Raw genomic sequence first — 25,909 nt, 5'->3', positions numbered from 1 at the left:
GCGGAACGCGTTCAGCGGGTCGCTGACCCCGGCGTGCACCAGCGACCGGAGCGCGCCCCGGCGCAGGTCCACCGGCTTCCCGGCGGCGATCCGGTGCATTTGCTGCGTGTGCCACTGGATCTCCAGCCAGCTGTCCGCCAGCTTGACCCCGGTTTCGGGCACCGCCGCTCGGCGCCGATCTCCTCGCCACCGAGCAGGCGCCCGACCAGGTCCGGGGTGACGGTCAGCGGACGGCCGAGGCCGATCACGTCCAGCGCGCCGAACCGCACCGCGTCGGCCATGCCCTCGGCGGTGCTGAACCCGCCGGTGACCATCAGCGCCACGTCGGTGACCTTGCGGGCCTTGGTCGCGTAGTCCAGGAAGTACGCCTCGCGACGACTGGTGCTTTCCCTGGTCATGCCCATCATCGCGGCCCGCTCGTAGGTGCCGCCGGACACCTCCAGCAGGTCGATCCCGGCCTCGCCCAGCTCGCGCACCACCGCGAGGGACTCCTCCTCGGTGAAGCCGCCGCGCTGGAAATCCGCGCTGTTCAGCTTCACCGACAGCGGCACGGAGTCACCGATCGCCCCGCGCACCGCACGGACCACCTCCAGCAGGAAACGGCTGCGCTGCTCGCCCCAGAAGTCGGTGCGGCGGTTGGTCAGCGGGGAGAGGAACTGCGAGATGAGGTAACCGTGCGCGCCGTGCAGCTGCACCCCGCCGAACCCGGCTTCGACGAAGGTCATCGCGGCGAGCGCGAACCGGTCGATGATCGCCTCGATCTCGTCACCGGTCAGCTCGCGCGGCGGCGCGAACACCGAGCGGAGGCCACGCGTCTCGAACGGCACGGCCGATGGCGCGACCGGCTGTCGTGAAAGGAACCGCGGGCTCTGCCTGCCGGGGTGGTTGAGCTGCACCCACAGCTGGGCGTCGGTGCCGGACACCGCGTCGGCCCAGTTGCGGTACTCCGCGGCGTCGGGCCGCTCGGGCAGCGCGACGTTCCGCGGTTCCCCGAGCGCGGCCGGATCGACCATCACGTTGCCGGTGCAGAGCAGGCCGGAACCCCCGCGCGCCCAGGTCCGGTAGAGCTCGACCAGCTCCGCCGACGGCCGGTTGCGCCGGTCGCCGAGCTGCTCGCTCAGCGCCGACTTGGCGATCCGGTGCGGCAGCTTCGCCCCGCACCGGAGTTCCAACGGCTCAGCCAGAAGTTCCACCGCACCCATGCGAGCCATCTAACGGGACGGTAGATACCGCCAGTATCCCAAGGTGATCCCGATCACTGTTAGGGTCCGGCGACATGACGGCGATCGTGCAGAACGTGGTGACCTCCGGCGTTTTCGAACTCGACGGGGGCAGTTGGGACGTGGACAACAACGTCTGGCTGGTCGGCGACGGCGACGAGGTGCTGGTGATCGACGCGGCACACGACGCGGAGCGGATCGAGAGCGCGATCGGCGACCGAAAGGTGACCGCCATCGTCTGCACCCACGCGCACAACGACCACGTCAACGCCGCCCCCGAGCTGGCCCGCCGCACCGGCGCGCCGATCCTGCTGCACCGCGAAGACCGCGTGCTCTGGGACCTCACGCACGCCGACCGCGCACCGGACGGCGAACTCGCCGACGGCCAGGAGCTGATCGTCGCGGGCACCAGGCTCAAGGTGATCCACACGCCGGGGCACGCACCCGGCGCGGTCTGCCTGTACGCGGCCGACCTCGGCACGGTGTTCACCGGCGACACCCTGTTCAACGGCGGCCCCGGCGCCACCGGACGGTCCTATTCGGACTATCCGACCATCAAGAACTCCATCCAGAGCAAGCTTTTCGCCCTACCCGAGGACACGCGGGTGAACACCGGCCACGGCGAGGGCACCACCATCGGCAAGGAGAAGGCCGGCTCAGCCGGCTGGGACTGACACGCCGAACGGGTTGTCGATCACGTAGCGCCAGCACCCGTCCGCACCCCGGCGCGCGACGTCGGTCGCGGTGCCGCCGATGTCCTCGCCGACCGTCCAGTCGACGATCAGCAGGGCCAGGTCCCCGGCCACTTCGACCCGGCGCGGGCGCACGGTGATCGGCAGCCCGAGTCGCTGGAACTCGTCGTTGGCGCGGCGTCGTCCGGCCCCGGAGACGGTGGTGCCGTCGCGTCGCACGAAGAGGGCGTCGGGTTCGTAGACCTGCTCGACGAGGTCGCCGTCACCGCTGTTGAAGGCGTTGGCGAAAACGAACGGGTGCTGCCGGGCGTCGGTGGTGAGGCGCAGACTGGTCATGTGCTCAGCGAAGCCGACGCCCGCGATGGTCACCAAACGGAAACCTACGATCCGGAGCTCGTGCCGGACGCCCGTGGCCGCACCCGGCGCCCGGAGCCGGGCTGCCCGGTCGAAATCGCGCTGGCCGCGATCTCCGGCCGCTGGACCACCCTGGTCCTGCGCGAACTGATGGCCGGGCCGCGTTCCTTCGGCGAGTTGCGGGCGGCGCTGCCCAGCCTGTCCGCCAAGGTGCTGAGCGAACGGCTGGCCGCTCTCGCCGACCGCGGCCTCGCCGAACGCACCGTGCTGCCGGGCTTCCCGCCGCGCACCAGCCACCGTCTCACCGCGCGTGGTGAGCGGCTGCGCCCGCTGCTCGTCGAGCTGTACCGAACCGGCACCGCGATCGCCCTGTAGCCTGGGATCTCGTGCGCTTTATCGATGGCCACCGGCCTGCCCACGACCTGACCTACGACGACGTCTTCCTCGTCCCGAACCGCTCCGACGTGGAGTCCCGGTTCGACGTCGACCTCTCCACCGTGGACGGCACCGGCGCCACCCTCCCGGTGGTGGTGGCGAACATGACCGCCGTCGCCGGCCGCCGCATGGCGGAGACGGTGGCCCGCCGCGGCGGGCTGGTGGTGCTGCCGCAGGACGTGGACCCGGCCGCCGTCGCCGACATCACCGCCTGGGTCAAGAGCAGGCACGTCGTCTGGGACACCCCGCTCGTGCTGACCGGCGGCGACGCCGTCGCCGACGCGCTGAACCTGGTCGGCAAGCGCGCCCACGGCGCGGTCGTGGTGGTCGACGACGAGGGCCGCCCGGTCGGGGTGGTCACCGAGGCCGCCTGCCAGGGCGTGGACCGGTTCGCGCGGCTCGCCGATGTCGTCGAGCCCGCCGCGGTCACCGTGCCGCTGGACACCGAGCCGCGTGTGGTCTTCGAACGGCTGCACGAGCACGGCGACAAGCTGGCGCTGGGCGTCGACGAGACCGGACGGCTCGCGGGCGTGCTCACCCAGGTCGCCGCGCTGCGGGCGGAGATCTACACCCCGGCGCTGGACGCCGCGGGCAGGCTGCGCGTGGCCGCCGCGATCGGCGTCAACGGTGATGTGGCCGCGAAGGCGGAAGCCGTGCTCAACGGCGGCGTGGACGTGCTGGTGGTCGACACCGCGCACGGGCACCAGGAGAAGATGATCGCCGCGCTGAAGGCGGTCCGCTCGGTGTCGCCCGCGGTGCCGGTGGTCGCGGGCAACGTGGTGACCGCGGAGGGCACGCGCGACCTGATCACCGCCGGCGCGGACGTGGTCAAGGTCGGCGTCGGCCCCGGCGCGATGTGCACCACCCGGATGGCCACTGGCGTCGGCAGGCCGCAGTTCTCCGCGGTCGCCGAATGCGCCGCGGCGGCCCGTGAGCTGGGCAAGCACGTATGGGCGGACGGCGGCGTGCGGCACCCGCGCGACATCGCGCTCGCGCTGGCGGCCGGCGCGTCGGCCGCGATGGTCGGCTCGTGGTTCGCCGGCACCCACGAATCCCCCGGCGACCTGCGCTACGACGAGCAGGGACGGCCGTACAAGGAGTCGTTCGGCATGGCGTCGAAGCGGGCCGTCGGCGCACGGACGCGCACGGACAACGTCTACGAGCGCGCGAAGAAGGGCCTGTTCGAGGAGGGCATCTCGTCCTCGCGGATGGCGCTGGACCCGACCCGCCCCGGCGTCGAGGACCTGCTCGACTCGATCGGCTCCGGCGTGCGCTCGGCGTGCACCTACGCGGGCGCGCGCACGCTGGAGGAGTTCCACGAGCGGGCCGTGCTGGGCATCCAGTCGGCCGCGGGCTTCGCCGAAGGTCGCCCGCTGCCCGCGGGCTGGTAATGCCGTGAATGTGGCTTTCCCGGCGTGTTCGCGGTGAAAGCCACATTCACGGCACTTGGGGCTCCTAGTGGTCCTCGAGCATCTCCGTCACCAGTGCGGCGATCGGGGAGCGTTCCGAGCGCGTCAGCGTGACGTGCGCGAACAGCGGGTGTCCCTTGAGCTTCTCGATCACCGCCGAGACCCCGTCATGCCGCCCGACACGCAGGTTGTCGCGCTGCGCCACGTCGTGCGTGAGCACCACCCGTGACGCTGTGCCGAGCCGCGAGAGCACGGTCAGCAGCACGTTCCGCTCCAGCGACTGCGCCTCGTCGACGATCACGAAGGCGTCGTGCAGCGACCGGCCGCGGATGTGCGTCAGCGGCAGCACCTCGAGCATGCCGCGGTCGAACACCTCGTCCAGCACGTCCTGGCTGACCAGCGCGCCGAGCGTGTCGAACACGGCCTGCGCCCACGGCTGCATCTTCTCGCTCTCCGAGCCGGGCAGGTAGCCGAGATCCTGCCCGCCGACCGCGTAGACCGGCCGGAACACCACGACCTTGCGGTGCGCGCGGCGTTCCATCACCGACTCCAGCCCGGCGCACAGCGCCAGCGCCGACTTGCCGGTACCGGCCCGGCCGCCGAGCGAGACGATGCCGATCTCGGGGTCGAGCAGCAGGTCGAGGGCGATCCGCTGCTCCGCGGACCGGCCGTGCAGGCCGAACGCCTCCTTGTCCCCGCGCACCAGCCGGATCCGCTTGTCCGGGGTGATCCGGCCAAGGCCGCTGGAGCTGCCCGCGAGCAGCCTCAGCCCGGTGTGGCAGGGCAGTTCGCTCAGCTCGTCGAGGCCGTGGTCGGCCGGGGTGACCGGCCCGTCGTGGAAGAGCGCGTCCAGCACCGGCTGCTGCACGTCGACGTCGGCCATGCCGGTCCAGCCCGATGGCATGACCTCCTGCGCGCGGTACTCGTCGGCCACCAGCCCCACCGCACCCGCCTTGACCCGCAGCGGGATGTCCTTGGTCACCAGCGTCACCGCTTCGAGCTCGACCGCGAGGTTCAGCGCGCAGGCCAGGATGCGGTGGTCGTTGGAGTCGGTGCGGAAACCCGGCGGCAACACGGACTGGTCCGAGTGGTTCAGCTCGACGTGCAGCGTGCCGCCGCTCTCGCCGATCGGAACCGGGGCGTCCAACCGGCCGTGGGTGCGCCGGAGGTCGTCCAGCAGGCGGAGGGACTCCCGCGCGAACCAGCCCAGTTCGGGGTGGTGGCGCTTGGCCTCCAGCTCGCTGATGACCACCAGCGGCAGTACCACGGCGTGCTCGGCGAACCTGGTCACGGCCCAGGGGTCGGACAGCAGGACCGAGGTGTCGAGCACATAGGTGTGCCGCGGGGATTCTGGGGATTCGAGAACTTTCTCAGTGCCGTCGGCACTGGTCGAAGAGCGGCCGGAGGCCTTTCGGGGCAAACGCTGCGCAGTCACGACGGCATCTCCCTCGTGGGCGTGGCACCACGCCCGCACTCGCTGGGCCGGGCACTGCCCCGGTTGGTCCGCTCCGGCTTCGACGCTGTGCGCGCCTCAGCCTTCGCGGCCACGAGGGCCGGGTGCCGGCCCACTCGTGCGTATCACGAGCGGATGGACCGCTCCTTCTACGACCGCCACGACCAGGGCCTCCCGTGATGTCCCGCAGGGGTCGCGGTCCATCACTTCGCAAGCTACCTGCGGATCGCGAGTACTGCAGGCAGCCACACAGGTGATTCGTCAAACCGTCATCTCACCGTCAGTCGCAGGTTACAAACAGGGAGTGAGAGCCGACTGACTGTCACGCTGCGTGAGTGATCACCCGGACCGGGTACCCCCGCGCGATTCGCGTTCACCGAGCCGAATGACGATTCGAACGCGGGCCATTGTCCACTTTGTCTTTAGCACGGGACATTGTGGACTGCCCGGCGAGAATGGGAATGGCAACCGAAACGGGTGAGCAGCACCGGAAATGACTCACACAATGGTGTAACCAAACAGACACCGCGGTGGAATCGGTAGTAATTTTCATGTCGAGGGAAAGCAGGGATCCCCTCGACTCCCCCGGAGTCCCATTTCTACATAGGAGTGTGCGCAGTGCTGAAGAAGGCTGGTTTCGTGGCCGCTACCGCCGTGGGCCTGATGATGGTCGGCGGCACCGCGTTCGCGCAGACGCCGGACACCGACTCCAACGCCACCGACAAGGTGACGTTCTCGGACGCCTACTACACCTTCATCGAGGGTGGCGGCGCACTCGGCTACGGCGCGGCCTCGTTGGTCGCGGGCGCGTACGCCGGTATCGCCAACACCCCGGCGCTGGTCCTCTACTCGCTGGACTCGGACTGATCCGCGAGTAACCATGAAGGGCCCGGAGTTCGCTCCGGGCCCTTCTTCATGTTCGAACGAAATGGCGGTGGCGCTCAGGCGCCGAACCGGCGGTGCCGCACCGCGAAGTCACGCAGCGCACGCAGGAAGTCGACCCGGCGGAAGGCGGGCCAGTACGCCTCGGTGAACCAGAACTCCGAGTGGGCGGACTGCCAGAGCAGGAAACCGGAGAGCCGCTGCTCGCCCGAGGTCCGGATGATGAGATCGGGATCGGGCTGCCCCGAGGTGTACATGTGCTCGGAGATGTGGTCGACGTCGAGGATCTTGGCCAGCTCGCGAATGCTGGTGCCCTCGTCGGCGTGGTGCAGCAGCAGCTTGCGCACGGCGTCGGCGATCTCCTGGCGGCCGCCGTAGCCGACGGCGATGTTGACCTCCATGCCGGTGCGCTTGTCGGTGCGCTCGGCGGCGGCCCTCAGCCGCTTGGCGGTGTGCTCGGGCAGGAGGTCGAGTGCGCCGACCATGCGCAGGCGCCACGGCGTCTCCGGCCCGGACAGCTCGTCGACCACGTCGGGAATGATCTCCAGCAGCGCCTCGACCTCCTCGGAGGTCCGGCTGAGGTTGTCGGTCGAGAGCAGCCAGAGCGTGACCACCTCGACGTCGGCCTCGCGGCACCAGCTGAGGAAGTCGGCGATCTTCTTGGCGCCGACCCGGTGGCCGTCGCTGACGTCGGTGAAGCCGGCCTCGCGCGCCCATCTGCGGTTGCCGTCGAGCATGATCGCGATGTGCCGGGGGTGCTTGCCCGCGGCCTGCTGGATGAGGCGCCGCGAGTACGCGCTGTACACGATGTCGGCGACGAATGATCGAACGCTCACGTCGGCACAGGGTACGCAACCGGAGCGGGCGGCGGTGGGGCGCGCCACGCTCGAGTGGAATTCGACCTACGCTCCCGTAACCTGGTCGGAGTGAGCACTGCTACCGACCTCGAGCCCCAGCCAGGGCCGGAGAGCCGCCCTCGCCTCCGGGGACACATCCACTTCTGGTCGTTCTTCGTCTCGGTGGCCGCCGCGGCGACGCTGATCGCGCTGGCCGCGTCGACCGTGTCCGGCGTGGCCGCGCTGGCGACGTCGGTGTACGGGCTGACCGTGCTCGGCCTGTTCGGGGTGAGCGCGCTGTACCACCGGCGCATCTGGAGCCGGAAGGCGTACCAGTGGATGAAGCGGGCGGATCACTCGATGATCTTCCTGTTCATCGCCGGTACTTATACGCCGTTCACCCTGCTGGCCATGTCCAAGCCGACGGGCTATGTCGTCCTGGCCATCGTCTGGGGCGGGGCGATAGCCGGGGTGGCGCTGAAGCTCCTGTGGCCGACGGCGCCGCGGTGGCTGGGTGTGCCGATCTACATCGCGCTGGGCTGGGTGGCGGTCTTCGTGCTGCCGGAACTGCTGGCCAGCGCGGGCGTCGCGGCGCTCGTGCTGCTGCTGGTCGGCGGTGCCTTCTACACCGCGGGCGCGGTGTTCTACGCGGTCAAGTGGCCGAACCACTGGCCCCACGTTTTCGGCTACCACGAGTACTTCCACGCCTGCACGGTGCTGGCGGCCGCTTCGCACTACATCGCGATCTGGCTCGCCATGTACGCCTAGCTGGGCGCCGAAAAGGTGAGCCGTTCTGGGAACGGCTCACCTTTGACGTTTACGGGATGTGCAGGATGGTGTCGGCGTCGTCGAGGGTGTCTGGGTCCAGCGGGAAGTAGCCCTGCGGAGGCGTCGTATCGGTGCGGACGGTGGCGGAGGGGACCGAAGCCGCCGGGAGTAGGGACCAGTCAGAGGTGGGCAAGGCAGCTTCGTAGGTGCCTGCGGGAGGCGCTGCCAAGCCGATGGCTGAACTCGCGCCCAGCGAGCCGGCGATGAAGGTGTAGGTCTCGTCCGATGTGGCGTTGACGATGGCCCCGGCCGAAGACCAGGTCAGCTTCATGTTCCACATGTCCAGCACGCTCTCCACCCGTTGCAGGTGACGGTTGTGCGAGAAGACGAGCGTCCCACCGCGGTGGCGTTCGGTTTCCCTGATGCTCAACAGGTTCTCGGCCATCAAAGCGTCTCGTGTACCGCCCAGGGCGGAGACTCGGGTGTCCATCGGCTCCACCGGCTGGGCACATTGGGCGTGGTAGCGCAGCAGCGCGATCCCGGCGGTCAGGAAAACCTTGGCACGGCGCCAGGCCGCGAGCGAAGTGGTCGCGATTTGGCCGGGGGCGGCTGAGTGGAGCCGGACGAGTAAGTCGTCGGCGATGGTTCGCAGGCGGACCGCGTCGGCACCCAAGCCTGGCGACTCCGCGTAGTTCATGACCGCTTCCGTGCGGCTCCAACGGGTGTCGTCGCCTGCTACAGCAGCGATATCCACATCAACACCGAGGTAGTCGCGCGCGTGTTCCAGGTACGGGCGCGGGCTCGGCGCGCTCATGGTTTCCATCGGGGTGTCATAACCGTAGAAGGTGAGGCGTTCGGCGGGCGGGCGTGAAGCGTTGTACGTGCGCATCCAGCTCACCAGCTCCCGGTTGAAGGTCAACTCGCCGAAGCCGTGGGAGAAGCCCGTGCGCAGTGCGTCGTCGAGGGTTCCCACACCGTCGAACACGTAGTCGTTCACCGCCAGCCCGGCCACGCGGTCGGTTTCCAGCACGATCGAACGGAAACCATGCGACGAAACCAGCTGGGCGAACAATTCGTTGCGAACCCGGGCGAAGGCCGGTTCCTGGTGGGTGGGCTCACCGTAGGCCACGATGTCCACGGAAGCACTGACGAAGTCTCGAATGTCCTGGCTCATGTGGGTAAAGCGTATCGCTGAAAGCTCCGTTGAGACTTCAACAGCACGAACCAGGCAGGACATGCGGTAAGTTTCAAACAGCCATGAAGCGACCAACTGACCTCGCCCGCGAGCACGGGATCTCGACGCAGGCCGTCCGCAACTACGAGCAGGACGGGTTCCTCCCGCCCGCCGAGCGCACACCCAGCGGCTACCGCATCTACACCGAGCTGCACGCCGCCGCCCTCCGCGCGTTCCTCGCCCTCATCCCCGCCTTCGGCCACGCCCTCAGCGGCCAGATCATGCGAGCGGCCCACCAAAACGCCCTCGACGAACTCCTGACCACCATCGACCGCGGCCACGCCCAGCTGCTCCGCGACCGCGGCACCCTCGACTCCGTGCGCAAGGCGGTGAACCACCTGACCGCGGCAGCCGAGCCGGACCTACCCGCGACCACGCGGAACATCGGCGAACTGGCACACCAGCTCAGCGTCACGAGAGCCACCCTGCGCAACTGGGAAGCCGCCGGAATCCTTGCACCGCAACGGGAAAAGGGCACCGGCTACCGTGTCTACCGCGCCGGCGACGTCCGCGACGCCGAACTCGCCCACCTGCTCCGGCGCGGCGGCTACCCGCTCGAGCACATCGCGACCGTGGTCCAGCAGATCCGGACGGCGGGCGGCACCGACTCGCTGGCCCGCGCCCTCGACGACTGGCAGCGGAAGCTGAACGCGCAGGGCCTGGCGATGCTCAAGGCGGCCACCCTGCTCAGCGCCTACCTGGAACTGGCAGGCGCCGGTCCAGGAGCTTGAACAACACGGCCAGCACCAGCGCCAGTGCGACCACCAGCAACGCGTTCCGCGCGGCGACACCGAAGCCGAGTTCGCCCGCGTCCAGGAACGGGTACGGGTACCAGCGGGTGAAGGCGCCCTGCGTGAAGATGTAGACCAGCCAGGCCACCGGCCAGACGAACGCGCCCGCGACCGTGCCCCAGCTCATCCGCGGCCGCGGCCCGAAGAACAGCCACGCCACCACGCAGGCCCATGGCGAGATGTAGTGGAAGCCGATCGTGGCCACCAGCGCGGCGCCGGTCAGGTGCACCTGGGGCGCCAGCACGATGGCGAAGACCAGGCCGGTGATCAGGATGCCCAGCAGCGCGTCCAGCCGCACGATCCGCCACAGCCTGCCGTCGGCCGCCGGGTTCCGCGCCAGCACCAGCGCGGTGACCAGGACGAACAGGTTGCTCTCGATGGTGAAGTAGCTGAACAACCGCCACAGCCGGAGCCCGACGCCGCCGCCGGTCTGTCCCGAGTTCGCGTCGGCGCCGCCGGTGAACACCAGGACCAGCTGGATGACCAGCGAACCGATGATGACCAGCGCCAGCACGCCGTGCCACCACCGGGAAACCCTGGTCACGAGTCCAGCAGCGGGGCTTGCAGGAACTGCGACGGCACCGCGAAGCCGTCCACCAGCACGCGGGCGTGCGTGCGCAGTTCCGCGCACAACGAGTTCACCGCCGCGACAACGGCCTTCGAACGCGAGGACGTCAACCGCCCGTGTTCCAGGAACCAGGCACGGTCGGCTTCGATGTTGGACAGGGCGTACAGGTCGCACACCCGCTCCAGCAACGCGGCCGCCGCCGGGTCCTCGCAGCGCGCGATCGCGGCGGTGAAAGCCTCCAGCACCAGGCGGTCGACGTGCACGCGACCGGCCCGCAGCACGTGGTCCTGCGCGTCGTTGAACGCCTCGAACGGATCACCCGAATCAGCGGCTTTCCGCAGTCTCCGGGCGACACCGTCCAGTACGTGCTCTTCCCGGTCTTCGAACAACTTCAGGTGCCACTCGCGGTTGAACAGCACGTCGTCGTCGCTCGCGCTCGCCAGGCGATCGACCACCTTGCGCGCCGACGTGCGCTCGATGACCGTCTCCACGATCTGCTCGGCCACGAACTTCACGGTGCCGAACGTGCTCAGGTCCGCGAACTGGTCCTTGTAACTGGTCAGCAGGCCCTTCGCGACCAGCTGGAGCAACACCGTGTTGTCGCCCTCAAATGTGGTGAACACGTCGGTGTCCGCCTTCATCGCGGGCAGCAGGTTCTCCGCGAGATAACCCGCGCCACCACAGGCTTCCCGCGCCAGCTGGATCGTCTGCGTGGCGTGCCAGGTGGTCACCGCCTTGATACCGGCCGCCCGCGACTCCAGTTCGCGCTGCTCCTGCTCCGGCGGGTCCATTCCGAGGTCGTGCAGCGTGCCGACCAGTTCCTCCTGCGCGAAGTGCAGCGCATACGTCTTCGCGATCGCGGGCAGCAGTTTCCGTTGGTGCGCGCGGTAATCCAGCAGGACGACCTCGTCACCACCCGGCTTGAAGAACTGGCGGCGCCGCTCGCCGTACCGCACGGCCACCGCGAGCGCGCGCTTGGTCGCGTTGCCCGCGCTGCCCGCCACGCTGATCCGGCCGCGGATCAACGTGCCCAGCATGGTGAAGAACCGGCGGTTGTCGCTTTCGATCGGACTCGAATACGTGCCGTCCTCGGCCACGTCGGCGAAGCGGTTCAGCAGCGCCTCACGGGGAACGCGCACCTGGTCGAAGGACAACCGTCCATTGTCGACACCGTTCAGGCCTGCCTTGAGGCCGCAGTCGGAGATGGTCACGCCGGGTGCGGGCCTGCCGTCGACCCGGATCGGCACCACGAAGGCGTGCACACCACGGGATTCGCCGCCGGTGATCAGCTGCGCGAACACCACGGCCAACTCACCGTCGCGCGCCGCGTTGCCGATGTACTCCTTGACCGCCGACTCGTCCGGGGTGTTGATGACGAACCCGCCATCGGAGAAGGTCGCCGTGGTCCGCAGGTTCTGCACGTCCGACCCGTGCCCGTGCTCGGTCATCGCGAAGCAGCCGAGCAGGTCGAGGCTGGTGATGCGGCGCAGGTACCGCTCGTGGTGCCGCTCGGTGCCGAGCAACTGCACGGCGCCGCCGAACAGGCCCCACTGCACCCCGGCCTTGACCATCAGCGAAAGGTCGCCGAAACCGAGCATCTCGAACGAAGTCAGCGAGCCGCCGACGTCGCCGCCACCGCCGTACGCCGGGTCGTAACCGAGGCCCGGCCGGTCCGTGCGCGCAAGCGCCCGCAACTGCTCCAGCACCTGCGCCCGGTGCGCCTCGGTGTCCAGTTCGGTCGGGTCACGGAACTTCTCGTCCGCGATCTGCGCGCGCACGCCCCGCTTGAGTTCGGCCCACCGGCCGTCCAGTACCGCGGTGAGCGCTTCGGCTTGGACTTCGAGGTCGGGCACGGCTCCTCCTGGGCTGCGGCAAGCTACCTACTCGTTGGTAACCAGCCTGCCGCAGCCGCAAACCCTTCGCGACACGAGTCACTCAACCGAGGTCGGGCCCCTTCGACCGCAGGTCGTCCACCTTGGACATGGCGTCCCGCAGCTCACCGAGCCAGGTGTCCGCGTGCTCGCCGACCAGCCGGACCGCCCACGCCAGCGCCTCCGACCGCGAGCGCGCCACGCCCGCGTCCACCAGCGTGTCGAGCACCAGCCGCTCCGGCTGCCGCAGGCGCGTCATCACCGGTGCCGACACCGTGGTGAACAGCTCCTGCGTGCCGCCGAGCCGCGCGCCCCACGAGACCTTCCGCTGGTACCGGTACTCGGCCTGCCGCGCGATCTCGATGCGCTCGTCCCGCGTCTCCTCGCGGAACCGGCTGATCCGGCCCGATTCGGCGGCGCTGCGGGCCGCGTCGTCGTCGAACTCGCCCTCCAGCGCGGGCAGCTCGCCGACCAGCAGGATCTCCTCCCGGTCGACGGTGACCTGTGGCGCCTCGGTGAACCAGCCGTCGGGCAGCCGGCCGGCGAACCAGGCCGCCGCGTCATCGGCCGGCGGCGCCTCGGTCTGCTGCCAGCCACCTCGGCCGCGCCATCCTCGTCCCATCTCGGCCTCCTTGATTACATGATTACGTCGTAACTCACGTTACGCCCGCAATCAGGCAAGGCGAGGCCCGTTCACTGTCGGCGGAACGGCGAATCGCAGGTCAGAGCGCCGCGCGCAGGTCCTCCACGCTGGTCACCGGGCGGTCGCAGACGTAACCGCGACAGACGTACGCCGCCGCCTCGCCGTTCACCAGCGGCCGGTCGGCGAGCAGCGGCACCCCCTCGGCGTCGGGCACGCCGCCGAGCACGATGCCGCCGCCGTGCACCCGGCACGCGGCCTCGGCCACCAACTCGGCGCGCGCCACGGCGTCCACACCGGTCACCGCGACCTGCACCGGACCGGCCCGCAGCGCCTCGGCCACGCTCAGCCAGTGACCGGCGAAGCGCGGGATCTGCGAAGACAGCGCGCCCGTGCGGTTGATCGCCTGCTCGGCCGCGTCCCGGTAGCGGGCCGCCGCCTCCGGGCCGGCCAGCGCCGAAGCCGTCAGCAACGCGCCGGCCAGCGCGGACGCCCCCGACGGGCTCGCGTTGTCGCCGGGATCGGATGGCCGGTGGACCAGCTGTTCGGCGTCGTCCGCGGTGTCGTGGAAGGCGCCGGGCACCTCGGGATCGGCGAACCGGGTCAGCGCCACCTCCAGCAGGTCGGTCGCCTCGGTCAGCCAGCGCGGGTCACCGGTCGCCTGGTGCAGCGCGAGCAGGCCGTCGGCCAGGCAGGCGTAGTCCTCCAGCACCCCGGCCGCCTCACCGACCACGCCGTGCCGCGAGCTGCGGCGCAGCCGGCCGTCGATCACGTGGTTGTCCACCAGGAAGCGCGCGGCGCCGGCGGCGGCGTCGATCCACTGCGTCCGGCCGAACGCCAGTCCCGCCTCGGCCAGTGCGGTGATCGCGAGACCGTTCCAGGCGGCGATCACCTTGTCGTCAAGGCCGGGCTGCGGACGGTCGGCGCGCGCCCGCAGCAATGCCGAGCGGACGCCGTCCCAGCGCGGCTCGTCACCGGGGTCGAGCGGCAACTGGAGCGTCGACGCGCCGCCTTCGAAGGTGCCCTCCGGGGTGACCTTGAACAACTCGGCGGCCCATTCGGCGTCCTTCTCCCCCAGCACTTCGACAAGCTCCGCCGGTGTCCAGACGTAGGTCAGGCCCTCGACACCATCGGTGTCGGCGTCCAGCGAAGCCGCGAAACCGCCTTCGTCGGTGCGGAGGTCGCGGAGCAGGAAGGCGGCGGTCTCCTCGGTGATCCGCTCGGCCAGCGGCAACTCGGAGCGACGGAAGAGGTGCGCGTAGAACCGCAGCAGCAAAGCGTTGTCGTACAACATCTTCTCGAAGTGCGGCACCACCCAGCCGGCGTCGACCGAGTACCGCGAGAAGCCACCGGCGAGCTGGTCGTACAGGCCACCGCGGGCCATCGCGTTCGCCGCCCTTTCCACAATGGACAGAGCTTCGGCGGAACCGGTGCGCTCGTGGTGACGCAGCAGGAACTCCAGCACCATGGACGGCGGGAACTTCGGCGCGCCACCGAAGCCGCCGTTGACCCGGTCCTCCTCCTCGGCCAGCTTCGCCACCGCGCCCGCCAGCGCCTCGTCGTCCACAACGGACTCCTTCAGCGGGCCGGTGCCCTCGGCCAGGTGCGCCATGATCTGCCCGGCGCCCTCGCGCAGCTCTTCCGGCCGCTCACCCCACGCCTCGGCCACCGCGACCAGCAGCTGAGGGAACGACGGCATCCCCGGCCGCGGGCGCGGCGGGTAGTAGGTGCCGCAGTGGAACGGCTGCCCGTCCGGGGTGAGGAAGCAGGTCATCGGCCAGCCGCCCTGCCCGGTCATCGCCTGCGTGGCGGTCATGTAGACCGCGTCGATGTCCGGGCGCTCCTCCCGGTCGACCTTGATGTTGACGAAGTTCGCGTTCATCAGTGCCGCGGTGCCCTCGTCTTCGAAGGACTCGTGGGCCATCACGTGGCACCAGTGACAGGCGGCGTACCCGACCGACAACAGGATCGGCACGTTCCGGTGCTGGGCCTCGGCGAGCGCCTCGGGCCCCCAGGGCCACCAGTCGACCGGGTTGTCCGCGTGCTGGAGCAGGTACGGGCTGGTCGATGCGGCGAGACGGTTCGGCATACCGCTAGCGTTCCAGAGAGGGGGGTGCCGCGCAGCGGCGCGGTTGAGGGCGGTGGCGGGGCGGCGGGAGGGGGAAAAGCGCGTGTGCCGAACTCGGTCCCATTGCACACTGTCCCGGTGTTGCTGACGATCTCCACCACCCATCGACCGGCCACCGACCTCGGCTTCCTCCTGCACAAGCATCCGGAGCGCGCGCAGTCCTTCCCGATCTCGGCCGGGACGGCCCACGTGTTCTACCCGCGCGCGACCGAGGACGAGTGCACGGTCGCGCTGCTCGCGGAGATCGACCCGATCGCCCTGGTCCGCGGGGGTGCCACCACGCTGACCCAGTACGTCAACGACCGGCCGTACGCGGCGGGCTCGCAGCTGGCGGTGGCCCTGCGCACGGTGTTCACCACCGCGATGACCGGCCGCTGCGACGCGCGCCCGGAACTCGCCGAGCAGCGGATTCCGCTGTCCGTGCGGGTTCCGTCGTTGTGCTCGCGCGGCGGGATCGAGCTGGTCAGGCAGTTCTTCGAACCGCTGGGCTGGCACGTCGAGGGCGAGGAGGTGCCGCTCGACGCGCAGATCCCCGGCTGGGCCGAATCGCGGTACGTCGACGCGACGCTGACCGGTGAGCTGCGGCTCGCGGACGCCCTGCGCCAGCTGTACGTGCTGCTGCCCGCGCTCGACGGCAGCAAGCACTACTGGGTCGGGCAGGACGAAGCGGACAAGCTGCTGCGCGCCGGCGAAGGCTGGCTCGCCGGGCACCCCGAACGCGAGTCGATCACCAGGCGCTATCTGGAACATCGGCGTACTTACGTGAATTACGCGCTGGAACGACTCGGCGTCGACGACGAGGCCGAGGAGCCACGCGTCACCGAGGCACCCGAGCAGCCGGAGTCGCTGGCCAAGCAGCGCCAGGGCAGCGTGCTGGCCGCCCTGCGCGCGGCCGGGGCACAGCGCGTGCTCGACCTCGGCTGTGGTGGCGGCGCGCTGCTGCGCGTCCTGATGCAGGAGCCGTCGTTCACCGAGATCGTCGGGCTCGACGTCTCGGCGAAGGCGCTGGACGTGGCCGAGCGGCGGCTCAAGCTGGACCGGCTCCCGGACCGGCAGCGCGACCGGATCAAGCTGCGCCAGTCCGCGCTGACCTACGCCGACCCGTCGCTGTCCGGGTACGACGCCGCCGTGCTGATGGAGGTGATCGAGCACCTCGACGAGGAACGGCTGCCCGCGCTCGAACACGCCGTCTTCGCCGTCGCCCGGCCGCGCACGGTGATCGTGACCACCCCCAACTCGGAGTACAACGTGCGTTTCGAATCCTTGCCCGCCAACACTTTCCGGCACGCCGACCACCGTTTCGAATGGACTCGTGAGCAGTTCGGGCGCTGGGCGGCCGAGGTCGCCGGGCGCAACGGTTACGTCGTGCGGCAGTTGCCGGTCGGCGCCGAGGACCCGGAGGTCGGGGCGCCGACGCAGCTCGCGGTGTTCACGGAGGTGGCGGCATGAAGCTGACCATTCCCGACATGTCGCTGGTCGCGCTGATCGGTGTGTCCGGCTCCGGCAAGTCGACCTTCGCGCGCACGCACTTCGCACCGACGCAGGTGCTCTCCAGCGACTACTTCCGCGGCCTGGTCTCCGACGACGAGAACAACCAGGCGGCCAGTGCCGATGCCTTCGCCGCACTGCACTTCGTCGCGGGCAAGCGGCTCGCGGCCGGTCGGCTGACCGTGGTCGACGCGACCAACGTGCAGCGGGGTTCGCGCGCGGACCTGGTGAAACTGGCCAAGGAGCACGACGTGCTGCCCACCGCCATCGTGTTCGACCTGCCCGAGTCGCTGTGCGTGGCCCGCAACGAGGCCAGGCCCGACCGGGACTTCGGCGCGCACGTGGTCCGGCGCCAGCGCGGCGAGCTGAAGCGGTCGCTGAAGTTCCTGCAGAAGGAGGGCTTCCGGCGGGTGCACGTGCTGCGCTCGGCCGAAGAGGTCGAGGCCGCCGAGATCGTGGTCGAGCCGCTGATGAACGACCGGCGCGACCTCACCGGGCCGTTCGACGTGATCGGTGACGTGCACGGTTGCCGCGAGGAACTGGAGGAACTGCTCGGCGAACTCGGGTACGTGCATGACGGCGCGTACCACCACCCCGACGGCCGCACCGCGTTGTTCGTCGGTGACCTGGTCGACCGAGGGCCGGACACGCCCGGCGTGCTCGAACTGGTGATGGCCATGGTCGAGCGCGGCAGCGCGATGTCGGTCTGCGGGAACCACGAGCAGAAGCTGGTGCGCGCGCTCCAGGGCAAGAAGGTGCAGGTCACGCACGGCCTCGGTGAGTCGCTGGATCAGCTCGGCACCCGCGACGACGCCTTCCGCGCCAAGGTGCTGGAGTTCTGCGACGGGCTGATCGCGCACTACGTGCTCGACGGCGGCAAGCTGGTCGTCGCGCACGCCGGGCTGCCCGAACGGTTCCACGGCCGGGCGTCCGGGCGCGTCCGCAGCACCGCGTTGTTCGGCGAGACCTCCGGCGAGACCGACGAGTTCGGCCTGCCGGTCCGCTACCCGTGGGCCCGCGACTACCGCGGTCACGCGACCGTCCTCTACGGACACACGCCGACGCCGGAGGTGGAGTGGGTCAACGGCACCCTGTGCCTGGACACCGGGTGCGTGTTCGGCGGGAAGCTGACCGCGCTGCGCTACCCCGAGCGGGAAGTGGTTTCCGTGCCGGCCAAGAAGGTCTGGTACGAACCCGTGCGCCCGCTGGCTCCGGCCAAGCGCGAGCCGACCGTGCTCGAACTGGCCGACGTCACCGGCAAGCGCGTCCTCGAAACGCGCCACCACGGCCGGATCGGGGTCTCGGCCGAGCAGTCGGCCGCGGCGCTGGAGGTGATGAGCCGGTTCGCCGTCGACCCGCGGTGGCTGCTCTACCTGCCCCCGACGATGGCGCCGAGCGCCACCTCGGACCGGGAGGACTTCCTCGAACACCCCGAGCAGGCCTTCGCCGAGTTCCGCGCGGCCGGTGTGCAGTCCGTCGTGTGCGAAGAGAAGCACATGGGCTCACGGGCGGTCGTACTGGTCTGCCGCGACTCCGGGGTGGCGCCCGCGCGCTTCGGCATCGAGGGCGACGGCGTCGTGTACACGCGCACCGGGCGGCCGTTCTTCTCGGACACCGAGTTCCTCGGGCGCGTGCGCGAAGCGGTGACCTCGGCCGGGCTGTGGGACGAACTCGGCACGGACTGGCTGCTGCTGGACGCCGAGCTGATGCCGTGGAGCCTCAAGGCCGGGGCGCTGATCGCCGACCAGTACGCGTCGGTGGGCGCGGCCGCGCAGGCGGTGCTGCCCGTCGCGGTCGCCGAACTGGACGCGGCGGCCGGGCGCGGGATCGACGTGGGGCCGCTGCTCGATCGCACGCGCGCACGGGCTTCGGCGGTCGACGCCTACCGGGCGGCGTACCGGCGCTACACCTGGCCGACCGATGGGCTGACCGGGGTGCGGCTGGCGCCGTTCCAGGTGCTGGCCTCGGCGGGCGCGGCGCACCACACGAAGCCGCACGCCTGGCACCTCGACCTGGCGGCCCGGCTGACCGCGGCCGACCCGGACCTGTTCGCGCCGACCGCGACGCGGTTCGTCGACACCACCGACGCCGACGAGCTGGCCGCGGCCACGCGGTGGTGGCTGGAGCTGACCGAATCCGGTGGTGAGGGCATGGTGGTCAAGCCCGCCGCGAACCTCACCCGCGGCACGCGCGGGCTGGTGCAGCCGGGCGTCAAGGTGCGCGGGCGGGAGTACCTGCGGATCATCTACGGCCCCGAGTACCTCGAGCACCTGCCGCAGCTGCGGAGCCGGGGACTGGGCCGGAAGCGGGCGCTGGCGCTGCGCGAGTACGCGCTCGGGCTGGAGGCGCTGGACCGGGTGGCGCGGGGCGAGCCGCTCTGGCGCGTGCACGAATGCGTGTTCGCGGTGCTCGCGCTGGAGTCGGAGCCGGTCGACCCCCGGCTCTAACTGGAGGGCTTGGCGTCCTCGGCCGGTTTGGGGGCCTCGGTCTCGGCGGCGGCGGGTTTCTCCTCGTCGCCCGCCGGGGCCTCGGCCTTCGGCTCCGGGTCGTCGAAGCTCTCCGGCACCCGCTTGAGGTGCTTGGTCATCGAGCGGACCAGCAGCACCACGGCGATCAGGAACAGGATCAGCACCAGCAGGCCGACCGGCGAGGACTTGCCGAAGTCCTCGCCCTGTCCGCCGTTGTCGCCGTTGCCGGGCTGCTGAGCCAGCACCGCTGTCGCGGTGACCGGCACCACGGCCAGGTCCGGCAGTACAAAACTCATGGGCTCACCTTCTCAGAGCTTGGCCGGACGCCCTTCGGGCGCCCCGACGATGCCCGCGAACAGATCGTCCTCCGGAACGGTGCTGTCCACCAGTGACCGGACCAGCTCGTACTCCTCGGTGGGCCACAGCTCGCGCTGGATCTCCAGCGGGGTGGCGAACCAGCGGCTGTCCGGGTCGATCTGGGTGGCGTGCGCCTTGAGGGCCTCGTCACGCTGCTCGAAGTAGTCGCCGCACTCGACGCGGGTGGTCACCCGCTCCATCACGTCCGGCTTGTCGTCGCTCCAGCGCTTGAGCCACTCCTCGTACGGCGACTCCAGGCCCGCCTTCAGCAGGGCCTCGTGCAGCGCGGTCATCCTCGCGCGGGAGAAACCGTGCACGTAGTACAGCTTCAGCGGCTGCCACGGCTCGCCCGTCTCCGGGTACTTGTCCGGGTCGCCCGCCGCGTCGAAGGCGGCCATCGAGATCTCGTGCGTGCGGATGTGGTCCGGGTGCGGGTAGCCGCCGTTCTCGTCGTAGGTGATGATCACGTGCGGCCGGAACTCGCGGATCACCTCGACCAGCGGGCCGGTGGACTCCTCGATCGGCACGGTGGCGAACGAGCCCTCCGGCAGCGGGGGCAGCGGGTCGCCCTCGGGCAGGCCGGAGTCGACGAAGCCGAGCCAGCGGTGCCGCACGCCGAGGATCTTCGCCGCGCGCGCCATCTCCTCGCGGCGGATCTCGGTCATGTTCTCCAGCACCTCGGGCCGGTCCATGGCCGGATTGAGAATGCTGCCCGCCTCACCTCCGGTGCAGGTCACCACCATGACCTCATGCCCTTCGGCGACGTAACGCGCCATGGTGGCCGCACCCTTGCTGGACTCGTCGTCCGGGTGGGCGTGCACCGCCATCAGCCGAAGCCCCATAACCGGCATGTCCCTTCTCTGCGCAGACCCCACGTTCGGCCCCCAGTCAGCCAACGCGGATACTCGACTCAGCTATTCCCCGCTATTGTCCCCGCCACCCCGACAAGACGGCCCGGAGGCCCGGTTTGCCCACCGAAACGCCCGCTCGCCTGCCGGAAGGCCGCTACGGCAAGCCGTCGCGCCCGGCCCCCAAGCGGTGGCGGGTGTGGGCGCTGAGCGTGGCCGGCCTGCTGGTCGGTGGCGCGGTGGCGTTCCTGGCCTACGCCAATCTCGGCACCGCGCCGATCGAGGGCCAGCGCCGGCTGTTCACCGAGCTGCCGGGAAACGCGATGGAGATCACCGTCGACGTGACCAGGGACGAACCGGAGCGACCGGGTGTGTGCATCGTGCGCGTGCGCGACATCACCGGCGCGGAGAGCGGGCGGCGCGAAGTACTGGTGCCCCCCGGTGAAAGCAGTACCGCGGTGACGGCGGTGATCAAAAGCGGTGGGCGCCCGGTGACGGCCGATGTATTCGGCTGCTCGTACGAGGTACCCGAATATTTGTCAACCCCGTAGCGGCCAACGGGGTGAAGCGGGCGGTCAACGCCCGTTCAACGGCCGGAAAGGGCGGCCTCCCGCCCGCTCTCCGTGTTATGCTGATCTACCGGCACGGCCCCAGGCGGGCCGTGTTTTTCCTTTATCTCTGCCTCGCCGGCGAGCCACGCCGGTGGAGGTAGCCGGCTTGCATACCCAAGACCGGCAGGCCCGACGAGGAGATGGTGACCGTGAGCGACACCCAGGTGACCTGGCTGACCCAGGATGCCTACGACAGGCTCAAGCACGAGCTCGACGAACTCATCGAGAATCGTCCGGTCATCGCCGCGAAGATCAATGACAGCCGGGAAGAGGGCGACCTCAAGGAGAACGGGGGCTACCACGCCGCCCGTGAGGAGCAGGCCCACCAGGAGTCCCGCATCCGCCACCTGCAGGAGCTGCTGCGCGCGGCCAAGGTGGGCGAAGCCCCGGCGAACGACGGACTCGCGGAACCCGGAAAGATTCTCACCGTGCGTTACGAAGGCGACGACGAGGACGAGAAGTTCCTGCTCGCCACCCGTGAAGAGGGCGCCGAAGGCGACCTCGACGTGTACTCCCCGGAGTCACCGCTCGGCCGCGCCCTGCTCGGCGCGAAGGAGGGCGAGGCTCGCGAGTACGAGCTGCCCAACGGCAACACCCAGAAGGTGACGCTGGTCAAGGCGGTCCCCTACACCGGCTGATCCGCCGCCGTCTCCCGACCTGAAGAATGCACGCCCGGCCGTGAGCTTTGCCCATGGCCGGGCGCGCATGTTTCCGGTTAGCTTCGAAGCAAAGCTTTGGGAGGCAGTTTTGAGCGACTTACCTATTTGCGGGACCTGCGGGACCCAGTACGCGACGCCACAGACCGAATGCCAGATCTGCGAAGACGAACGCCAGTACGTCCCGCAATCCGGCCAGACTTGGACCAGTCTCGCGAAGATGCGCGCCAGTGGTGATTATTCGGCACGCATCGAACACCCGGGCGAAGGCTTGATCGAAATCGGCACCGAACCGCGGTTCGGCATCGGCCAGCGCGCGCTGCTGGTCCAGGCCGCTTCGGGCAATCTCCTCTGGGACTGCGTCACCTACCTCGACGACGAGATCGTCGCCGCGGTCGAGGCGGCCGGCGGCATCACCGGCATCGCCATCAGCCACCCGCACTACTACACCACCATGGTGGAGTGGGCGAAGGCCTTCAACGTGCCCATCTACCTGCACGAGAAGGACAAGGACTGGATCGGCCGCCCCGACGACTCCATCGAGCTGTGGAGCGGGGATTCGAAGCAGCTCGGCGACGACCTGACGCTGATCAATCTCGGCGTGCACTTCGCCGGCTCCACCGTGCTGCACTGGCGCGACGGCGCCGCGGGCAAGGGCGCGCTGCTCACCGGCGACATCGTGCAGGTCATCCCGGACCGCAAGTTCGTCGGCTTCATGTACAGCTACCCGAACCTGATCCCGGAGCGGCCGAGCATCGTCAAGCACGCCGCCGAGATCCTCGAGCCGTACCGGTTCGAGAAGCTGCACGGCGCCTGGTGGAACTCCTCCATCAACGCCGACGCGCACGGCATCGTGCAGCGCTCCGCGAAGCGCTACCTCGAGCACGCTCGCGACTGATTCCCCGTTTGCGATCACCAGGTCGCGTGTCAGCCCGCACCACATCGGGTTCTCAGGCGTCTTCTCGCGAGGACAGCTTCACCGTGGTGAATCGGTTATTCATGAGGTGGAGCTCCCGGAGCGAGAAGACGGCTGAGGTTCCGCCACCCGAACCGCCACGCAAAACACGTCAAACACTCCTAGGCCTGCCGCGCGGTGCGCTCCAGCAAGGGGCGCACCCGCGGCGGCACGGGGGTGGACAGTGCGATCGAAGTCGAAGTCCGCAGCACGTCCGGCACGCCGACCACCTCGTCGATCACCCGCTGCAGGTCGTCGTTGTCGCGCGCGACCATGCGCACGAACAGATCGCCCTGCCCGGTGGTGGCGTGCACCTCGCACACCTCGTCGATCGCGGCCAGCGCCGCCGCCACCTCGGTGCGGCGGCCCTGCGCGATCTCCAGCCAGGCGAACGCGGTCAGCCCGTAACCCATCGCGGCGAGATCCAGTTCCGGAGGGAAGCCGCCGAGCACGCCCTTCGCGGCCAGCCGGTCCAGCCTGGCCTGCACGGTTCCGCGCGCCACCCCCAGCCGCCGCGCGCATTCGAGCACGCCCAGCCGCGGCGCGTCGGTGAGCAGCAGGAGCAGGCGCGCGTCAAGATCGTCGATGGCTTCTTCGGACATGGCGAATCTCCTGCACAGGTTGTCCACTCTGACCGGCGCGTTCCCGGATTCCTTGAGCATACTGCCCAGTGAATTCTGCGACTGTTGCTCATCTTGCCCGGCCGGTTGATGCTCAAGTCATGACGCACACACTCGACCCACAGGGCGCACTCGACGACGTCAGCTATGACCAGCTGCGTCAGCTCGTCGGCCTCGTCGACCACGACGCGTCGGCCGACCCGTTCCCGGTGAAGGCCATGGACGCCGTGGTCTTCATCTCCGGCAACGCCACGCAGACCGCGTGGTTCTACCAGGTGGCCTTCGGCATGCGACTGGTCGCCTACTCGGGTCCCGAGACCGGGCATCCCGAGCGCAAGTCGTTCGTGCTGAAGTCCGGTTCGGCGCGGTTCGTCATCAACGGCGGGGTCAAGCCGGACTCGCCGCTGCTCGACCACCACCGCCGTCACGGCGACGGTGTCACCGACCTCGCGCTCGAGGTCGCCGATGTGGACAAGTGCGTCGAGCACGCCCGCGCGCAGGGCGCGACCGTGCTCGAAGAGCCCTACGAGATCTCCGACGAGCACGGCACCGTGCGCATCGCGTCGATCGCGACCTACGGCGAGACCCGCCACTCGCTGATCGACCGCTCCCGCTACACCGGGCCCTACCTGCCCGGTTACGTGGCGAAGGAGAGCACCGTGAAGCGGCCGGAAGGCGCGCCGAAGCGGCTGTTCCAGGCGGTCGACCACTGCGTCGGCAACGTCGAGCTGGGCAAGATGGACTACTGGGTGGACTGGTACCACCGCGTGATGGGCTTCGTGAACATGGCGGAGTTCGTCGGCGACGACATCGCCACCGAGTACTCGGCGCTGATGAGCAAGGTGGTGTCGAACGGCAACCACCGGGTCAAGTTCCCGCTCAACGAGCCCGCCGTGGCGAAGAAGAAGTCGCAGATCGACGAGTACCTGGAGTTCTACGGCGGCGCCGGGTGCCAGCACATCGCGCTGGCCACCAACGACATCGTCGGCACCGTGGTCGCCATGCGCGCGGCGGGCGTGGAGTTCCTGGACACGCCGGACTCCTACTACGACGACCCGGAGCTGCGGGCGCGGATCGGCAAGGTGCGCGTGCCGATCGAAACCCTGAAGGAGCACCGGATCCTGGTCGACCGGGACGAGGACGGCTACCTGCTGCAGATCTTCACCAAGCCGATCGGCGACCGGCCGACGGTGTTCTACGAGCTGATCGAGCGCCACGGCTCGCTGGGCTTCGGAAAGGGCAACTTCAAGGCCCTGTTCGAGGCGATCGAGCGCGAGCAGGAGCGCCGCGGCAACCTCTGAGGTGAGCTGACGCGAAGGGGCACCGCCGGTTCTCGGCGGTGCCCCTTTCCCTTACATCACCCGGAAACCGGCGCGTTGCAGGTCCGCGGCGACCGCGGTGCAGTGTTCCGGCCCGCGGGTCTCCAGGTTCAGCGACACGTCGACCTCGCCCAGGCGAAGGGCGCCCGAGATGCGCGAGTGCTCCACGTCCACCACGTTCGCGCCCAGCTCGCTCACCTTGGACAGCACGCTGGCCAGCGAACCCGGCCGATCCGGCACGCGCAGCCGCAGCTTCAGGTACCGCCCGCCCGCGGTCATGCCGTGCTGGATGATCTGCAGCAACAGCAACGGGTCGACGTTCCCGCCGGACAGCACCGCCACGATCGGCGGTTCGAACGCGCCGGGGTGCTGCAACAACGCCGCCACCGCCGCCGCGCCCGCTGGTTCGACGACGAGCTTGCGCCGTTCCAGGCACAGCAGTACCGCCCGCGACAGCGCCTCCTCGGTCACCGTCACCACGTCGTCCACCATCTGGGCCACGTGCGCGTAGCTGACCGGCCCCGGCGCGCCGACCGCGATCCCGTCGGCCATGGTGCTCAACTCGGTCAGCCGCACCGGCTCACCGGCGGCCAGCGAAGGCGGGTACGCGGCCGCGTTCTCGGCCTGCACCCCGATCACCTTCACCTCCGGCCGGACCGCCTTGACCGCGGCCGCCACCCCGCCGACCAGTCCACCGCCACCGGTGGCGACGAGGATGGTGGCCACTCCCGGCACCTGTTCGAGCACTTCGAGCCCGACCGTGCCCTGCCCGGCGATGACGTCCGGGTGGTCGAACGGGTGGATGAACACCGCGCCGGTCTGCTCCGCGAAGGCCATCGCCTCGGCCAGGGTTTCCTCCAGCACCTCGCCGTGCAGGTGCACGTCGGCGCCGTAACCCCTGGTCGCGGCCAGTTTCGGCAGCGGAACGCGTTCGGGCATGAACACGGTGGACTTCGCGCCGAGCAGGGCGGCGGCCAGTGCCACGCCCTGGGCGTGGTTGCCCGCGCTCGCCGCGACCACACCGCGCGCGCGTTCCTCCTCGCTCAGCCCGTGGATCCGGGTGTACGCGCCGCGGATCTTGAACGATCCGGTGCGCTGGAGGTTCTCGCATTTGAGGTGGACGGGACCGCCGTGGAGCCGGCGCAGGTCCCGCGCGTGCTCCATCGGGGTCTTGCGGACCACGCCGGCCAACAGGGTCCGGGCCGCCTGGATCCGGTCGAGATCAACCAGTTGCATGCCTGGGGATCATGCCAGCTTCCGTGCTTCGGCAGAGGACCTCGAGCGGACCAGGTACCCTTAACTCGTC

Annotated in this window: 25 protein-coding genes; 12 read left to right on the top strand and 13 right to left on the bottom strand. The window is 69.8% G+C overall.

Features of this window, described 5'->3' with window-relative positions:
* Positions 1 to 11: 11 nt before the first annotated feature.
* A complete protein-coding gene (locus YIM_RS05150; protein WP_228004568.1) occupies positions 12 to 1,211 on the bottom strand; it encodes an NADH:flavin oxidoreductase/NADH oxidase family protein in 1,200 nt (399 codons plus the stop codon).
* A 65-nt stretch (positions 1,212 to 1,276) separates the two neighbouring features.
* Between YIM_RS05150 and YIM_RS05145 the strand changes: the two genes are divergently transcribed.
* Positions 1,277 to 1,894 (top strand): MBL fold metallo-hydrolase, encoded by a 618-nt coding sequence (locus tag YIM_RS05145; protein WP_153029232.1) that lies wholly within the window; start codon positions 1,277 to 1,279, stop codon positions 1,892 to 1,894.
* On the opposite strand, the gene YIM_RS05140 is transcribed toward YIM_RS05145, so the two are convergent.
* Entirely contained in the window at positions 1,877 to 2,248 is a 372-nt protein-coding gene (locus tag YIM_RS05140; RefSeq protein ID WP_153029231.1) for a DUF4440 domain-containing protein, read from the bottom strand. The two genes, YIM_RS05145 and YIM_RS05140, sit on opposite strands and share 18 nt — an antisense overlap.
* A 60-nt stretch (positions 2,249 to 2,308) precedes the next feature.
* On the opposite strand from YIM_RS05140, the gene YIM_RS05135 reads away from it, so the two are divergent.
* Positions 2,309 to 2,641, top strand: a complete 333-nt coding sequence (locus YIM_RS05135; RefSeq protein ID WP_153036801.1) for a helix-turn-helix domain-containing protein — start codon at positions 2,309 to 2,311, stop codon at positions 2,639 to 2,641.
* An 11-nt stretch (positions 2,642 to 2,652) separates the two neighbouring features.
* The gene (locus YIM_RS05130) at positions 2,653 to 4,092 is read left to right on the top strand and encodes a GuaB1 family IMP dehydrogenase-related protein (protein ID WP_153029230.1); all 1,440 of its coding nucleotides are present in this window, start codon (positions 2,653 to 2,655) and stop codon (positions 4,090 to 4,092) included.
* A 64-nt stretch (positions 4,093 to 4,156) separates the two neighbouring features.
* On the opposite strand, the gene YIM_RS05125 is transcribed toward YIM_RS05130, so the two are convergent.
* Positions 4,157 to 5,440 carry a PhoH family protein gene (locus YIM_RS05125; protein ID WP_153036800.1) on the bottom strand — a complete coding sequence of 428 codons (1,284 nt, stop codon included), beginning with the start codon at positions 5,438 to 5,440 and terminating at the stop codon, positions 4,157 to 4,159.
* A 762-nt stretch (positions 5,441 to 6,202) separates the two neighbouring features.
* Between YIM_RS05125 and YIM_RS05120 the strand changes: the two genes are divergently transcribed.
* Positions 6,203 to 6,430, top strand: a complete 228-nt coding sequence (locus YIM_RS05120; protein ID WP_228004567.1) for a hypothetical protein — start codon at positions 6,203 to 6,205, stop codon at positions 6,428 to 6,430.
* A 74-nt stretch (positions 6,431 to 6,504) separates the two neighbouring features.
* Here the strand turns inward: YIM_RS05120 and YIM_RS05115 are convergent, their stop codons facing one another.
* Positions 6,505 to 7,281: an isoprenyl transferase gene (locus YIM_RS05115; RefSeq protein WP_153029228.1), complete on the bottom strand. Its 777-nt coding sequence runs from the start codon at positions 7,279 to 7,281 to the stop codon at positions 6,505 to 6,507.
* A 90-nt stretch (positions 7,282 to 7,371) separates the two neighbouring features.
* Here YIM_RS05115 and YIM_RS05110 point away from each other — a divergent pair, with 90 nt between their 5' ends.
* Positions 7,372 to 8,049, top strand: coding sequence for a hemolysin III family protein (locus tag YIM_RS05110; protein ID WP_153029227.1), 678 nt, complete (start codon positions 7,372 to 7,374; stop codon positions 8,047 to 8,049).
* Positions 8,050 to 8,098: 49 nt separating this feature from the next.
* Here YIM_RS05110 and YIM_RS05105 read toward each other — a convergent pair whose 3' ends face one another.
* A complete protein-coding gene (locus YIM_RS05105; protein ID WP_153029226.1) occupies positions 8,099 to 9,223 on the bottom strand; it encodes an erythromycin esterase family protein in 1,125 nt (374 codons plus the stop codon).
* 83 nt (positions 9,224 to 9,306) lie between these two features.
* On the opposite strand from YIM_RS05105, the gene YIM_RS05100 reads away from it, so the two are divergent.
* Positions 9,307 to 10,014 (top strand): TioE family transcriptional regulator, encoded by a 708-nt coding sequence (locus tag YIM_RS05100; protein WP_153029225.1) that lies wholly within the window; start codon positions 9,307 to 9,309, stop codon positions 10,012 to 10,014.
* Here the strand turns inward: YIM_RS05100 and YIM_RS05095 are convergent.
* The 4 genes from YIM_RS05095 to YIM_RS05080 form a co-directional block, all read right to left on the bottom strand.
* Positions 9,971 to 10,618 carry a Pr6Pr family membrane protein gene (locus YIM_RS05095; protein WP_153029224.1) on the bottom strand — a complete coding sequence of 216 codons (648 nt, stop codon included), beginning with the start codon at positions 10,616 to 10,618 and terminating at the stop codon, positions 9,971 to 9,973. The genes YIM_RS05100 and YIM_RS05095 overlap by 44 nt on opposite strands.
* Positions 10,615 to 12,495, bottom strand: coding sequence for an acyl-CoA dehydrogenase (locus YIM_RS05090; protein ID WP_153029223.1), 1,881 nt, complete (start codon positions 12,493 to 12,495; stop codon positions 10,615 to 10,617). The genes YIM_RS05095 and YIM_RS05090 overlap by 4 nt, the downstream gene beginning before the upstream one ends.
* 82 nt (positions 12,496 to 12,577) lie before the next feature.
* Positions 12,578 to 13,135 carry a hypothetical protein gene (locus YIM_RS05085; protein ID WP_153029222.1) on the bottom strand — a complete coding sequence of 186 codons (558 nt, stop codon included), beginning with the start codon at positions 13,133 to 13,135 and terminating at the stop codon, positions 12,578 to 12,580.
* A gap of 100 nt (positions 13,136 to 13,235) precedes the next feature.
* Positions 13,236 to 15,242: a thioredoxin domain-containing protein gene (locus YIM_RS05080; protein WP_153029221.1), complete on the bottom strand. Its 2,007-nt coding sequence runs from the start codon at positions 15,240 to 15,242 to the stop codon at positions 13,236 to 13,238.
* Between the two features lie 117 nt (positions 15,243 to 15,359).
* Between YIM_RS05080 and YIM_RS05075 the strand changes: the two genes are divergently transcribed.
* Entirely contained in the window at positions 15,360 to 16,730 is a 1,371-nt protein-coding gene (locus YIM_RS05075) for a 3' terminal RNA ribose 2'-O-methyltransferase Hen1 (protein ID WP_153029220.1), read from the top strand.
* Positions 16,727 to 19,216: a polynucleotide kinase-phosphatase gene (locus YIM_RS05070; RefSeq protein WP_153029219.1), complete on the top strand. Its 2,490-nt coding sequence runs from the start codon at positions 16,727 to 16,729 to the stop codon at positions 19,214 to 19,216. The genes YIM_RS05075 and YIM_RS05070 overlap by 4 nt, the downstream gene beginning before the upstream one ends.
* On the opposite strand, the gene YIM_RS05065 is transcribed toward YIM_RS05070, so the two are convergent.
* On the bottom strand, positions 19,213 to 19,533 hold the full coding sequence (locus YIM_RS05065; RefSeq protein WP_153029218.1) for a hypothetical protein: 321 nt from the start codon (positions 19,531 to 19,533) through the stop codon (positions 19,213 to 19,215). The two genes, YIM_RS05070 and YIM_RS05065, sit on opposite strands and share 4 nt — an antisense overlap.
* Before the next feature lie 12 nt (positions 19,534 to 19,545).
* Positions 19,546 to 20,445, bottom strand: coding sequence for a mycothiol conjugate amidase Mca (mca, locus tag YIM_RS05060; RefSeq protein WP_153029217.1), 900 nt, complete (start codon positions 20,443 to 20,445; stop codon positions 19,546 to 19,548).
* Between the two features lie 116 nt (positions 20,446 to 20,561).
* Between mca and YIM_RS05055 the strand changes: the two genes are divergently transcribed.
* From YIM_RS05055 to YIM_RS05045, 3 genes are all read left to right on the top strand, one after another.
* Positions 20,562 to 20,993 carry a DUF4307 domain-containing protein gene (locus YIM_RS05055; protein WP_153029216.1) on the top strand — a complete coding sequence of 144 codons (432 nt, stop codon included), beginning with the start codon at positions 20,562 to 20,564 and terminating at the stop codon, positions 20,991 to 20,993.
* A 200-nt stretch (positions 20,994 to 21,193) separates the two neighbouring features.
* Positions 21,194 to 21,691, top strand: a complete 498-nt coding sequence (gene greA / locus YIM_RS05050; protein ID WP_153029215.1) for a transcription elongation factor GreA — start codon at positions 21,194 to 21,196, stop codon at positions 21,689 to 21,691.
* 109 nt (positions 21,692 to 21,800) lie between these two features.
* Positions 21,801 to 22,607, top strand: a complete 807-nt coding sequence (locus YIM_RS05045; RefSeq protein ID WP_153029214.1) for an MBL fold metallo-hydrolase — start codon at positions 21,801 to 21,803, stop codon at positions 22,605 to 22,607.
* A gap of 179 nt (positions 22,608 to 22,786) precedes the next feature.
* Here YIM_RS05045 and YIM_RS05040 read toward each other — a convergent pair whose 3' ends face one another.
* On the bottom strand, positions 22,787 to 23,266 hold the full coding sequence (locus YIM_RS05040) for an Lrp/AsnC family transcriptional regulator (RefSeq protein WP_153029213.1): 480 nt from the start codon (positions 23,264 to 23,266) through the stop codon (positions 22,787 to 22,789).
* Between the two features lie 119 nt (positions 23,267 to 23,385).
* Here YIM_RS05040 and hppD point away from each other — a divergent pair, with 119 nt between their 5' ends.
* Positions 23,386 to 24,585 (top strand): 4-hydroxyphenylpyruvate dioxygenase, encoded by a 1,200-nt coding sequence (gene hppD / locus YIM_RS05035; RefSeq protein ID WP_153029212.1) that lies wholly within the window; start codon positions 23,386 to 23,388, stop codon positions 24,583 to 24,585.
* A 51-nt stretch (positions 24,586 to 24,636) separates the two neighbouring features.
* Here hppD and ilvA read toward each other — a convergent pair whose 3' ends face one another.
* Positions 24,637 to 25,839, bottom strand: coding sequence for a threonine ammonia-lyase (gene ilvA, locus YIM_RS05030; protein ID WP_153029211.1), 1,203 nt, complete (start codon positions 25,837 to 25,839; stop codon positions 24,637 to 24,639).
* Between the last annotated feature and the right edge of the window lie 70 nt (positions 25,840 to 25,909).

This window comes from Amycolatopsis sp. YIM 10 (genome assembly GCF_009429145.1).
In the GTDB taxonomy this organism is placed as follows: Bacteria; Actinomycetota; Actinomycetes; order Mycobacteriales; family Pseudonocardiaceae; genus Amycolatopsis.
This window is presented reverse-complemented; position numbering and strand designations above follow the sequence as displayed.